Raw genomic sequence first — 11,879 nt, 5'->3', positions numbered from 1 at the left:
GTCACACGTGCGTGACGGTGAGCGGCATCGACGAGTCGACGCCGATGTCGAGGCTCGACGGCGCGACGCCCGCCCGCACGACGGCCGAGCCGAGCGCCGCGATCATCGCCCCGTTGTCCGTGCAGTAGCGGATCGGCGGGATGCGCAGCTCGATGCCCGCCTCCGCGCAGCGCTTCGCGGCCATGTCGCGCAGCTGCGAGTTCGCGCTGAACCCGCCCCCGACGACGAGCGTCGAGACGCCGTGCCGCTCGCACGCGGCGATGGTCTTCGCGGTGAGCACGTCGGCGACGGACTCCGCGAAGGAGGCGGCGACGTCGTGCACGGGGATCTCCTCCCCCGCGTCCTGGCGGGCCTCGACCCAGCGCGCGACGGCCGTCTTGAGGCCGGAGAAGGAGAAGTCGTACGCGTGCTTCTCCTGGTCCTTGCGTGCGGTGAGGCCCCGCGGGAACCGGATCGCCGTGGGGTCGCCCTCGCGCGCGAGGCGGTCGATGTGCGGGCCGCCGGGGTACGGCAGGCCGAGCAGGCGCCCGACCTTGTCGAACGCCTCGCCCGCGGCGTCGTCGAGCGTCGAGCCGAGCTCGGTGACGGCCGTCGCGACGTCGTCCACGAGCAGGAGCGAGCTGTGCCCGCCGGACACGACGAGCGCCATGACGCGCTCGGGGAACGCGCCGTGCACGAGCTCGTCGACGGCGGCGTGGCCGATCACGTGGTTCACGCCGTAGAGCGGCTTGCCGAGCGCGAGCGCGAGGGCCTTCGCCGCCGAGGCGCCGATGGTCAGCGGGCCGACGAGCCCCGGCCCGGCGGTCACAGCGATCGCGTCGACCTCGGAGAGGTCGACGTCGGCCGTGCCGAGCGTGCGCTCGAGCGTGGGGATCATCGCCTCGAGGTGGGCGCGCGAGGCGACCTCGGGGATGATCCCGCCGTAGCGCGCGTGCTCGTCCATGGAGCTCGCGACCGTGTCGACGAGCAGCTCGCGGCCACGGACGAGCGCGACGCCCGTCTCGTCGCAGGACGTCTCGATGCCGAGCACCAGGGGCTCGCCGAAGCTCGCGGGAGCAGTGGGGACCATGGCCTCCAGGGTAGTCGCGCGCGGGGGCCGGACCGTCCGTGTCGCGCACGTCACACCGTCTGCTCGGAAGATGATCAAGGGTTCAACTGTTTGTGCCAGTCATGAGCACCGACACCCTCATCGAGTCCTCTGCCGCGCCGAGCGAGCAGGCCGACCAGCTCGCGATCGACGCGCAGGCCGCGGACCGCCTGTTCCGCGCGGCGCACACCACGCACGCGTTCTCGGACGAGCCCGTCACCGACGCGCAGATCCAGGCCGCCTGGGACCTCGTCCGCTGGGCGCCCACCGCGATGAACACCCTCCCGCTGCGGCTGCTCGTCGTCCGCACGCCCGAGGCGAAGCAGCGCCTCGGCGCGCACATGGCGGACTTCAACCGCGACAAGACGCTCGCCGCGCCGGTGACGATCGTCGCCGCCGCCGACCCGTCGTTCCACCAGCACCTCGGCACGCTCGCGCCGTTCCGCGAGGGCATCGCCGAGCAGCTCGACCCGCAGGCCGACCTGCGTGAGGGCATGGCCCGCACCAACGCCCTCATCCAGATCGGCTACCTCATCGTCGGGCTGCGCGCCGCCGGCCTGTCCGTGGGCCCCATGACGGGCTTCGACGCCGCCGGGATCGACGCTGAGTTCTTCGGCGAGTCGGGCTGGCGCACGCTCGTCGCGATCAACGTGGGCTACCCGGCCGACGAGGGCGCGCACTTCCCGCGCCAGGCGCGCCTCGACTTCCACCAGGTCGCCGAGGTCCTCTGAGTCCCGTCCCGCACCTCCGAGCCGAGGCGGCACCCCACCGGGGTGCCGCCTCGTCGCGTCCGGGGGCTGCGCGCGCGCCTCGGTCCGGGAGGGCGGCGTGCGTCAGGTCGCGACGGGCCGGTCGGGGTCGTTGGACCACTGCGACCACGACCCCGCGTAGAGCGCCGCGTCGACGCCGAGCGTCGCGAGCGCGGCGACCTCGTGCGCGGCGGTGACGCCCGAGCCGCAGTACACCCCGACGGGACGGGACGCCGCGTCCTCCCCGGCGGCGCCCTCGGTCGTGCTCCCGGTCCCCGCGGCCACCCCGAGCGCGACGAAGCGCGCGCGGAGCGCGTCCGGGTCGAGGAACGTCCCGTCGGCGGCGAGGTTGTCCGTCGTCGGGGCGCTCACCGCGCCCGGGACGTGGCCGGCCCGCGGGTCGACGGGCTCGACCTCCCCGCGGTACCGCTCGCCCGCGCGCGCGTCGAGCAGCACGCCCGACGCCGCGAGCCCGGCCGCGCCGTCCGCGTCGAGCACCGGCATCCCGCCCGGGGAGACGACGACGTCGCCCGGCTCGGGCCGCACGTCGCCCTCCTCGGTCGGGTACCCCGCCGCGCGCCACGCGGGCAGGCCGCCGTCGAGGAGGCGGACGTCGTCGTGGCCCGCCCAGCGCAGCAGCCACCACGCGCGCGCGGCCGACGTGCCGCCCACGGCGTCGTACACGACGACGCCCCGGTCGGCGCGGACGCCCCAGCGCCGGGCCGCCGCCTGCAGGTCGCCCGCCTCCGGCAGCGGGTGGCGGCCCGCGGCGGGCGACGGCGGCGCCGCGAGCTCGGTCTCCAGGTCCACGTACACCGCGCCCGGCACGTGCGCGGCGCGGTGCTGCTCGCGCCCGTCGGTGACGCCCAGCGCCCACCGCACGTCGAGCACGACGGGCGGGCGGTCGCCCGCGAGCGCCGCGGCGAGGCCGCGCGCGTCGACGAGCACGCGGTCGCGCCGCGCGAGGTCGCCCGTCACGCGACCACGTCGGCGGACGCCGTCCCGTAGTCCGGCTCGTCGCGCGGCGGCGGGGCGCCCAGCTCGAGCCGCATCGTGTACGCGTCCACGTCCTCGGGCTGGTAGTACCGCTTGCGGATGCCGAGCTGCTCGAACCCGTGCTTCGCGTAGAGCCCGAGCGCCGCGTCGTTGTCGACGCGCACCTCGAGCAGCACGGCGCTCGCCCCGAGCTCGCGCGACCGCTCGACCAGCGCCTCCAGGAGCACCGAGCCCACGCCCTGGTGCTGGAACGCCGGGTCGACGCCGATGGTCATGACCTGGGTGACGTCGCCGTCGAACCACAGGCCCGCGTACCCGACGAGCGGCTGGGGCCCCGCGGCGTAGAGCCGCACGGGCTCGGCGGCGACGTACCACCGCCCGAACCCGGCGAGCTCGTCGGCGAGCATCCCGTAGGTCCACGCGCCGCGCCCGAACAGCTCACGCTCGAGCTCGACGACCCGGTCGAGGTCCGCGGCCTTGAGGGGCCGCAGCCGGATCTCGTACGACCGCGTGCTCATCGCGACCGCTCCGGCGACGCGTCGCTCACGCGCTTGCGCGCCGCGGCCTCCTGGACGTCGGGGCGGCGCAGGTACAGCGGCTCGGTCGGCTGCTCGAGCCCGGCCGCCCGGCGCGCGATCGCCAGGCGCGCGAGCACGGCGGCGTCGGGGACCTGCGGCGCGTCCTGCGCGACGTCGAGCGCGTCGGGGTACAGCTCGGCGCCCTCCCCGACCACGACGGCGCCCGCCGCGTGCGTCGCGACGTCGGCGGCGGGGCCGACGTCGGGCCCCGCGACGGTCTCGAGCACGGGGACCGCGTGCGGCCCCTCGTGCGCGACGACGCGGTACCGCGCCCAGTAGACCTCGCGACGGCGGGCGTCGGTCGCGACGAGGAGCTCGTCGTCGGGCGCGAGGCCGAGGTCGCTCACGGCCTGCGCGGCGACGGCGTCGAGGCTCGGGACGCCCAGCACGGGGACGCCGAGCGCGAAGCCCAGGGCCCGGGCGGTGACGAGCCCGACCCGCAGGCCGGTGAACGGCGCCGGGCCCGTCCCGACGGCGACGGCCGTGAGGTCGCGGCGGTCGACGCCGGCCTCGGCGAGCGCCGCCTCGACGAGCGGGGCGAGCGCCTCGGCGTGCCGGCGACGCTCGGGCGCGTCGCGGCGGGCGAGACGAGCGCCGTCGTCGGAGACGACGGCGACGGTGACGGAGGCGGAGGTGTCGAGCGCGAGAACAGCCACGGCTCCAGCCTACGGCCGGGAGCGGGGCCGTCCTCGTCGCCGGGCGCTACCGGGTGAGCGCGGCGACGTCGAGGCCGGCCCAGCGCGCCCCCACGCCGCGCACGGTCACGCGCCGCTCCCCCGCCTCGGGGGCGTCGTCGTCCGGGCCCTGCTCCGCGCCGACCCCGCCGCGCGGGCGCTCGAGCACGATCTCCAGGCGGTCGCCCGCGAGCGCCTCGACGAGGCCGCTGCCCCACTCGACGACCGTCACCGACTCGTCCAGGCTCGAGTCGAGGTCGAGCGCGTCGACCTCGTCGAGCGACCCCAGGCGGTACGCGTCCACGTGCACGAGGGCCGGGCCCCCGACGACGGACGGGTGCTCGCGCGCGACGATGAACGTCGGGGACGCGACCTGGCCGCGCACGCCGAGCCCCGCCCCGATCCCCTGCGTGAGCGTCGTCTTCCCCGCCCCGAGGTCGCCCGTGAGGATCACCAGGTCCCCCGCGCGCAGCACCGCGGCGAGGGCGCGGCCGAACGCGCGGGTCGCCTCGGCGTCGGGCAGCACGACGACGCCGCCCGGGGCGTCGTCGGCCGCGGTCCCCCCGGCGGCGGGCGCCGGGGTCGAGTGGTTCGGGTCGTCGCTCACGCGCGGACCGTCCTTTCCGTGCTGTCGTGCGGGCTCGGGTCGCGCGCCAGGAGCGCCCGCGCGCCGTCGTCGAGCACGTGCGTCCCCACGTGCTCGCGCGGCACGCGCGCACCGAGGCGCGTCGTGATCTCGTAGCTGATGGTGCCCGCGGCCTGCGCCCAGTCCTCGGCCGTGGGGAACCCGGCGCGCGCCACGCCGTCGCCCGCGCCGAACAGCGTGACGACGTCGCCCGCGCGCTCGGTCGCGTCCGGGCCGAGGTCGAGCACGAGCTGGTCCATGCAGACCCGGCCCGCGACGCGCACGACGCGCCCGCCGGGCTCTCCCGGGCGGGCGCCGACGAGTACCGGCCCGCCCGGCGCGCCCGCGGGCCCGCCGCCCGACGCGTGGCGCGGGATCCCGTCGCCGTAGCCGAGCGGCACGACGCCGAGCGTCGTGTCCTGCGGCGTCGTGTAGTGGTGCGAGTAGGAGACGCCGTGACCGCCGGGCACGCGCTTGACCGTCGCGAGGCGCGCCTCGAGCGTCATCGCGGGGCGCAGGCCGAACCGCGACGGGGGCCCGAGCTGCGGCACGGGCGTCATCCCGTACGCGGCCAGGCCCGGGCGCACGAGGTCGTAGTGGGTGCGGGGGGCGGTGAGCGTCGCGGCGGAGTTCGCGAGGTGGCGCAGCTCCGGCACGACGCCCGCCCGCGCGGCCTCGCGCACGGCCTCGTCGAAGACGTCGGCCTGCGCGACGACGGTCGGGTGGCCGGGCTCGTCCGCGAACGCCAGGTGCGACCACATGCCGACGACGCGCACGGCACCCTCCGCCTCGGCGCGCGCCACGGCGTCGAGCACGTCCGGCAGGTCCGCCGGCATGATCCCGTTGCGGCCCAGGCCCGTGTCGACCGCGAGGTGCACCCGCGCGGTCCGGCCCGCGGCCCGCGCCGCGGCGACGACCTCGTCCACGGCCCAGCGCGCCGCGAGCGACACGTCGACGTCCGCCTCCACGAGGTCGCGCAGCGGCGCGCCCGGCGGGTACAGCCACGTGAGCACGCGCGCCCGGTCCGGGCCGACGCCCGCCGCCCGCAGCGCGAGCGCCTCGCCCGGCTGCGCCGTCCCGAGCCACGTCGCACCGCCCGCGAGCGCCCCGAGCGCGCTCGCGACGAGCCCGTGCCCGTACGCGTCCGCCTTGACCACGGCCATCACCTCGGACGCCGGCGCGAGGTCCGCGAGCGCGCGCACGTTGTCACGGACCGCCGCCAGGTCGACGACGGCGCGGGCCGGGTAGGCGCGGGGGTCCGGGCCGTCGGAGCCGCTCGCGCGGGACGTCGGGGCGGGGCCCGCGAGGGAGCCCGCCCGGGCGCCGGTGGGGACGGTGCCGGGGGCGCCGGCGGGTGTGCCGGGATGTGTGCCGGGAGAGGTCGTGCGCTGGGTGTCGCTCACGGTCGTCGATTCTCTCACCCGCGCGTCACCACGCGGAGAGCGCGCGGTCCGTCGCGAAGCGGCGCTCGCGGCCGGTGAACGGGTCCATGAACGCGAGCGACCGCGACACGAGCTGGAGAGGGCGCGAGTAGTCCTCGGGCGAGACGTCGTACGGCTCGGGGTAGAAGTTGTCGTGCACGATCGGCACGCCGAGCCGCGCCATGTGCAGGCGGAGCTGGTGCGTCCTGCCGCTGTGCGGCTCGAGCCGGTACCGCGCGAGCCCGCGTGCCGGGTCGGTCTCGACGACGTCGACGCGGCTCTCCGCGTTGGGCTCGCCGTCCACCTCCTCGGCCCGCATGACGCCGCGGCGCTTGACGATACGGCTGCGCACGGTCGCGGGGAGGTCGAGCGACGCGTCCCACGGCGCGACCGCCTCGTAGGTCTTGCGCACCTCGCGGCGCGCGAAGAGCTCCTGGTACGCCCCGCGCACCTGCGGGCGCAGCGTGAGCAGCAGGACCCCCGCGGTCACGCGGTCGAGGCGGTGCGCCGGGCTGAGCTCGGGCAGGTCGAGGTCGCGGCGCAGCCGCACCAGCACCGACCGCGCGACGTACGCCCCGCGCGGGATGGTCGCGAGGAAGTGCGGCTTGTCGACGACCAGCAGGTCCCGGTCGCGGTGCAGCACGCGGACCTCGAACGGCACGTCCGGCTCGACGGGCGGGTCGCGGTAGAGGAACACGAACCCGCGCGGCTCGTACGGCGTGCGCGCGTCGACCGGGCGCCCGCGGCCGTCGACGACCTCACCCGCCGCGACCTTCTCCGCGAGGCGCGCGGCGTCGTCGGGGAAGCGGTGGCGCACGTAGTCGAGGGTGCGCGGGTACCGCGCGACGCTCTCGGCGTCGTGCGGCAGCACGAGGCGCGTCGGGTTGAGGCCGTCGCGCACGGGGAGGGGGACCACGCCCTCCACGGTACCGGCGCCGTCCCCGCGGTCGGTGCGGGTCGCGCGTGGGCGCGGTGGGGTGCGCGGCGGCGCGGTTCGGCACGCGGGCGCAACCGGCGCGGTCGGCGCGTGGTGCGGCACGCCGTGGGCGCGGTCAGCGCGCGGCGAGCAGCTCCGCGACGACGCCCGGGACCGCGTCCGCGACGTCGAGCGCCGCGACGGGACCGCCCGGGTTCGCGCGCTCGGCGGCGAGACCGTGCACGACGGCGGCCGCCGCAGCAAGCCGCGCGGCGAGGCCCGGCTCCCGCACGACGCGCTCCGCGTGCGCCGCGAGCAGCGTGCCGAGGATCCCGGCGAGGACGTCGCCCGCGCCCGCGGTCGCGAGCCACGCGGGCGCGTCCGCCTGGGACCACGCGCCCTCCGGCCCGACGACGACCGTCGCCGACCCCTTGAGCAGCACCGTCGCACCGGTGGCCTCGTGCGCGCGGCGCGCCCAGCGCAGCGGCTCGGCCTCGACGTCGGTCCGCGTCACGTCGTCGCCGTGCGCCCGCAGGAGGGTCGCGAGCTCCCCGGCGTGCGGGGTGAGCACGACCGACGGCGGGCAGCGGTCGGGCAGCAGGGACAGAGCGCCCGCGTCGACGACCGCGGGCACGCGCTCCGGCGTCGCGTCGGTCGCCGTCGCGGCGGTCGCCGTCGCGGCGGCGAGCGCCGCCCGCGCGCGCTCGTGCTGCCCGCCGTCATCGACCGGGTCGTCGCCCGGGCCGGGGACCGCCGGGACGCCCGGGCCCAGCACCCAGGACTGGACGCGGCCCGCGGCGGGCACCACCTCGGGGCGGGCCGCGAGGACGGCGCGCGTGGCGTCGTCGGGCCCGCCGTAGCGCACCATGCCCGGACCCGTGCGGACGGCCGCGGTCGTGACGAGCACCGCCGCGCCCGGGAAGGTCGGCGTGCCCGCCACGACGCCGACGACGCCGCGCGTGTACTTGTGGTCGGTCGCGCCGGGCACGGACCAGAGGGCCGCGACGTCCGCCGGCTCGAGCCGACGCACGACCGGCGTCATGGTCCCCCGGTCCGGGGCGGGCGCGTCGGGGCCGGGTACGCCGGGGGCGGGCGCACCCGGGGCCGGTGCGCCAAGGCCGGGTGCGTCAGCGCCGGGTGCGCCAAGGCCGGGCGCGCCAAGGCCGGCTGCGTCAGCGCCGGGTGCATGGGGGCCGGGTGCGCCGAGGCGCAGCCCGATGTCGACGACCGCGCCGTGCCCCGCGAGGTGCGTCGCGGGCGGCAGGAGCAGCCCGGGCTTGGCGGCGCCGAACGTCACCGTGCGGTCGGCGCGCAGCACCGGGCCCGGCACCGTGCCGTCGTCGACGCCGATGCCGCTCGGCGCGTCCACCGCGACGACCCACGGCCGCCCGGGGCGTTCCGGACCGTGCGCGGGGCCGCCGTCGAGCACCGCGGTCAGCCGCTCCACGAGGTCGGCCGCGACCCCACGCAGCGCCCCGCGCGCGCCGATCCCGACGAGGCCGTCGAGCACGACGTCGGCGCGCGCCGCCTGGGCGGCGACCCGGTCCGCGACGTGCGGGTCGAGGTGGTCGCGCTGGCGGTCGCCGTGACCGTCGTCGTGCGCCGCGACGTCGGGGCTGCCGACGAGAACCTCGACGCGTCCGCCCGCGTCCCGGAGCGCCGCGAGACCGCCGGCGTGCGCGTGCTCGCCCGTGAGCACCGCCAGCACCTCGACGCCGCGGCGCGCGAGGTACGCGCCCGCGTGCAGCGTGTCCCCGCCGTTGTTGCCCGAGCCGACGAGCAGGACCGCCCGGGCGCCGGTGACGCGCCCGTCGCGGCGGCCGCCGTCGGGCAGGGCGACCGACCGGCGTCGGGCGAGGTCGCGCGCGACGACGGTGGCGAGCGCGAACGACGCCCGCTCCATGAGCGGGGCGCCCGCGGCGAGCAGGGGCTCCTCGGCGGCGCGGACGTCGGCGACGGACCAGGCTTCGATCATGACCTCATCCTGCCCACCGGGCGCCGGGGCCGCCTGCGCGGCGCCCGCGCCGGGCCGGCCGGGGCGACGACCGCCGGGACGGCCGAGGGCTGAGACGGTCCCCGCGGGCGCGCTGCGGGCCGCGCGTACCCGCATAGGGTGACGAGCATGCGATTCGGACTCTTCATCCCGCAGGGCTGGCGCTACGACCTCGTCGACGTCACGCCCGAGGACCACTGGAAGACCATGCTCTCCCTGCTCCACTACGCCGACAACGCGGCGGCGGGCGAGCCCCTGCCCGGCGGCGAGTTCGCGTGGGACGGCGTCTGGGTCTACGACCACTTCCACACGACCCCGACCCCGAGCACCGAGGCGACCCACGAGGCGTGGACGCTCATGGCGGCGTTCGCCGCGGCGTCGCAGCGCGTGCGCCTGGGCCAGATGTGCACGTGCATGGCGTACCGCGAGCCGACCTACCTCGCGAAGGTCGCCGCGACGGTCGACCACGTCTCGGGCGGCCGTCTCGAGATGGGCATCGGCGCGGGCTGGTACGAGCACGAGTGGCGCGCCTACGGGTACGGCTTCCCCAGCGCGGGCGAGCGCCTGCGCGCGCTCGACGAGGGCGTGCAGATCATGGCGCGCATGTGGCGCACGGGGTCGTCGGGCACGTTCGAGGGCCGGCGCTACCAGGTGGACGGCGCGCTGTGCTACCCGCAGCCGCTGCAGCGCGTGGCGGTCGACGGCGAGGGTGCCGTGCCGAGCATCCCCCTGTGGATCGCGGGCGGCGGCGAGAAGAAGACGCTGCGCATCGCCGCGCAGCACGCCCAGTACACGAACTTCGACGGCTCGCCGGAGGGCTTCGCCCACAAGTCCGCCGTGCTCGAGCAGCACTGCCGCGACCTGGGCCGCGACTTCGGCGAGATCACGCGGTCGGCCAACTACAACGTCGTCATCGGCGAGACCGAGCAGGACGTCGCGGACCGCCTCGCCCGGGTCGAGGAGCACGCGCGCCGGTACTTCCCCGAGAAGGCGGACGACAGCATCGCGTCGTGGCGCAACGGCCCGCTCGTGGGAACACCGGAGCAGATCGTCGAGACCCTCACGGCGCTGCGCGCCCAGGGCCTCGGCTACGCGATCGGCTACTTCCCCTTCGCCGCGACCGACCGCGACCAGCTCGAGCTCTTCCAGCGCCAGGTCATCCCGGCCCTCCAGCGCTGACTCCCTCTCCCCCTCCCCCTCCCCGCGCGAGCAGGTGGTCTTGGTTCGTCCCGTCGACGGGACGCACCAGGACCGCCTGTTCGTGCGTCGCGGATCGCCTGATGACGCCGACCACAGGGCGGGCGGCGTGGGGTGTCGTCCACAGGTCGCGACGACGATGCTGCGGTGGCAGCGCACGACCCGCTGAGATCGCGTCATGCACACAGGCACCGCCGTCCCCGCCGAGCTCCTGCGGATCGCGTCCCGGCAGGCGGGGCTGGTCACGACCGCGCAGGCCGGTGCCGCAGGACTGTCGCGAGGCGCGGTCCGCGGGCTCGTCGACCGGCGAGAGTGGGGCCGCGCCGCGATGAACGTCTACGAGGTCCGGTCGTCTGCCGTGACGAGCCTCGACGACCGACGACGCCGCGCAGCGCTCCTCGGACTGCTCGCCTACGGCGCGGACGCGGTCGCCGTGGGCGCCTGCGCCCTGGTGCTGCACGGCGTGGAGGGTCTACCGCACCGGCTCACCCCTCAGGTCGCCCTCGACGAGGCGTCGCGCCGGCGGCATCGCGACGGCGTCCGCCTGCGCCAGTTCGACGACGGGATGCGCACGACGACGATCGACGGGTTCCGGGTCGCGACGCTCGACTGGGCTCTCGCCCAGGCCGTCCCGGAGCTTCCCCGCCCTCACGGGCTCGCCGTCCTCGACGCGGTCCAGCGCCTCCGGCTCCTGGCGCCCGACGAGCTCGCCCGCGCGCACGACCTCGCTCGCGGACCGCGAGGCATCGCCACCCGGCACGACCTCTGGGAGCTGTCGGACGGCCGAGCGGAGTCCCCGCTGGAGTCGTTCGCCCGTCTGGAGTGCATCGAGGAGGAGGTGCCGCCGGACACCCTGCAGCTCCCCGTGCGCGACGAGACGGGCGCCGTGGTCGCTCGAGGTGACATGGGATGGCGGCGTCGCGGCGGTCGCTGGCTCGTCGCCGAGCTCGACGGCCGGGAGCACCACGACACCCCCGTCGCGGTCTTCGCGGACCGTCGTCGCCAGAACGTCCTCACCGGCTCGGGCACCGTGGACCTCCTGCGCTTCACGTCACGCGACCTCGGCCGGGTCGCCGCAACCGTGCGCCGGCACCTCGCCGCCTGACGGGCACCTCACCGCCCGACGGCGGCACGCCACGGTCGACCACAACCTCGCGCAGCACTTCTCGCGAGTCGAGCAGGCGATCCCCGTCGGCCGAACAGGTGGTCCTGGCGCGTCCACGTCGTAGGACGAGCCAGCACCACCTGCTCGGCGGCAGCGGGTGGGGGCGGGGCGGGCAGGGGGCGGGGGTCAGCCCTCTGCGACGACCATCGCCGAGGCGATGCCGGCGTCGTGGGAGATGCTCAGGTGCCAGGCCGTGATGCCGAGCGCGTCCGCGCGTGCCGCGACCGTGCCGGTGATCTCGACCTCCGGCGGGCCACCGACGACGCGGTGCACCGTCGCGTCGTGCCAGCGCATGCCCGCGGGGGCGCCCAGCGCCTTGGCGATGGCTTCCTTCGCCGCGAACCGCGCGGCGAGCGACGCGGGCGGCAGGTCCCGCTCGGCCTCGGTGAACAGCTTCTCGCGGAGCCGGGGCGTGCGCTCCAGGGTCTCCATGAACCGCGCGACGTCCACGACGTCGATCCCCACGCCCTTGATCATG

General features: G+C 77.0%; 12 protein-coding genes. 3 read left to right on the top strand and 9 right to left on the bottom strand.

The features are described 5' to 3' along the window. Position 1: 1 nt before the first annotated feature. On the bottom strand, positions 2-1,069 hold the full coding sequence (gene tsaD / locus RSE42_RS05415) for a tRNA (adenosine(37)-N6)-threonylcarbamoyltransferase complex transferase subunit TsaD (protein ID WP_415298087.1): 1,068 nt from the start codon (positions 1,067-1,069) through the stop codon (positions 2-4). A gap of 101 nt (positions 1,070-1,170) precedes the next feature. On the opposite strand from tsaD, the gene RSE42_RS05410 reads away from it, so the two are divergent. Further along, positions 1,171-1,818 (top strand): malonic semialdehyde reductase, encoded by a 648-nt coding sequence (locus RSE42_RS05410; protein WP_021482305.1) that lies wholly within the window; start codon positions 1,171-1,173, stop codon positions 1,816-1,818. A gap of 102 nt (positions 1,819-1,920) precedes the next feature. On the opposite strand, the gene RSE42_RS05405 is transcribed toward RSE42_RS05410, so the two are convergent. The 7 genes from RSE42_RS05405 to RSE42_RS05375 all read right to left on the bottom strand — a co-directional run bounded on the left by RSE42_RS05405 (position 1,921) and on the right by RSE42_RS05375 (position 9,021). Continuing rightward, the gene (locus RSE42_RS05405; protein ID WP_415298086.1) at positions 1,921-2,814 is read right to left on the bottom strand and encodes a sulfurtransferase; all 894 of its coding nucleotides are present in this window, start codon (positions 2,812-2,814) and stop codon (positions 1,921-1,923) included. Continuing rightward, complete coding sequence (gene rimI, locus RSE42_RS05400) at positions 2,811-3,350, bottom strand: ribosomal protein S18-alanine N-acetyltransferase (protein ID WP_051028740.1); 540 nt, start codon at positions 3,348-3,350, stop codon at positions 2,811-2,813. The genes RSE42_RS05405 and rimI overlap by 4 nt, the downstream gene beginning before the upstream one ends. Further along, complete coding sequence (tsaB, locus tag RSE42_RS05395; protein WP_043660420.1) at positions 3,347-4,066, bottom strand: tRNA (adenosine(37)-N6)-threonylcarbamoyltransferase complex dimerization subunit type 1 TsaB; 720 nt, start codon at positions 4,064-4,066, stop codon at positions 3,347-3,349. Before tsaB ends, rimI begins: the two co-directional genes overlap by 4 nt. A 46-nt stretch (positions 4,067-4,112) precedes the next feature. After that, entirely contained in the window at positions 4,113-4,610 is a 498-nt protein-coding gene (gene tsaE / locus RSE42_RS05390; protein WP_061268667.1) for a tRNA (adenosine(37)-N6)-threonylcarbamoyltransferase complex ATPase subunit type 1 TsaE, read from the bottom strand. Between the two features lie 77 nt (positions 4,611-4,687). Beyond that, positions 4,688-5,932, bottom strand: a complete 1,245-nt coding sequence (gene alr / locus RSE42_RS05385; RefSeq protein WP_415298835.1) for an alanine racemase — start codon at positions 5,930-5,932, stop codon at positions 4,688-4,690. Between the two features lie 205 nt (positions 5,933-6,137). Beyond that, positions 6,138-7,046 (bottom strand): pseudouridine synthase, encoded by a 909-nt coding sequence (locus RSE42_RS05380; RefSeq protein WP_415298083.1) that lies wholly within the window; start codon positions 7,044-7,046, stop codon positions 6,138-6,140. Between the two features lie 136 nt (positions 7,047-7,182). After that, entirely contained in the window at positions 7,183-9,021 is a 1,839-nt protein-coding gene (locus tag RSE42_RS05375) for a bifunctional ADP-dependent NAD(P)H-hydrate dehydratase/NAD(P)H-hydrate epimerase (RefSeq protein ID WP_415298081.1), read from the bottom strand. A 147-nt stretch (positions 9,022-9,168) separates the two neighbouring features. Here RSE42_RS05375 and RSE42_RS05370 point away from each other — a divergent pair, with 147 nt between their 5' ends. Next, positions 9,169-10,218 (top strand): TIGR03560 family F420-dependent LLM class oxidoreductase, encoded by a 1,050-nt coding sequence (locus RSE42_RS05370; protein ID WP_415298079.1) that lies wholly within the window; start codon positions 9,169-9,171, stop codon positions 10,216-10,218. 196 nt (positions 10,219-10,414) lie between these two features. After that, the gene (locus RSE42_RS05365; RefSeq protein ID WP_415298077.1) at positions 10,415-11,341 is read left to right on the top strand and encodes a hypothetical protein; all 927 of its coding nucleotides are present in this window, start codon (positions 10,415-10,417) and stop codon (positions 11,339-11,341) included. Positions 11,342-11,527: 186 nt separating this feature from the next. On the opposite strand, the gene RSE42_RS05360 is transcribed toward RSE42_RS05365, so the two are convergent. Beyond that, positions 11,528-11,878, bottom strand: coding sequence for a holo-ACP synthase (locus RSE42_RS05360; protein WP_021482029.1), 351 nt, complete (start codon positions 11,876-11,878; stop codon positions 11,528-11,530). Position 11,879 lies beyond the last annotated feature (1 nt).

The sequence above is a fragment of the Cellulosimicrobium sp. SJTW-1 genome (assembly GCF_047716875.1).
GTDB classification, from domain to species: Bacteria; Actinomycetota; Actinomycetes; order Actinomycetales; family Cellulomonadaceae; genus Cellulosimicrobium; species Cellulosimicrobium funkei.
The sequence above is the reverse complement of the archived record's forward strand: the minus strand, read 5'-3'. Positions and strand labels throughout refer to the sequence as shown.

Bases quoted from the DNA above. Each gene is read 5' to 3' on its own strand.
- tsaD (WP_415298087.1), bottom strand. From the start codon at position 1,069: ATGGTCCCCACTGCTCCCGCGAGCTTCGGCGAGCCCCTGGTGCTCGGC.
- RSE42_RS05410 (WP_021482305.1), top strand. From the start codon at position 1,171: ATGAGCACCGACACCCTCATCGAGTCCTCTGCCGCGCCGAGCGAGCAG.
- rimI (WP_051028740.1), bottom strand. From the start codon at position 3,350: ATGAGCACGCGGTCGTACGAGATCCGGCTGCGGCCCCTCAAGGCCGCG.
- RSE42_RS05375 (WP_415298081.1), bottom strand. From the start codon at position 9,021: ATGATCGAAGCCTGGTCCGTCGCCGACGTCCGCGCCGCCGAGGAGCCC.
- RSE42_RS05370 (WP_415298079.1), top strand. From the start codon at position 9,169: ATGCGATTCGGACTCTTCATCCCGCAGGGCTGGCGCTACGACCTCGTC.
- RSE42_RS05365 (WP_415298077.1), top strand. From the start codon at position 10,415: ATGCACACAGGCACCGCCGTCCCCGCCGAGCTCCTGCGGATCGCGTCC.
- RSE42_RS05360 (WP_021482029.1), bottom strand. From the start codon at position 11,878: ATGATCAAGGGCGTGGGGATCGACGTCGTGGACGTCGCGCGGTTCATG.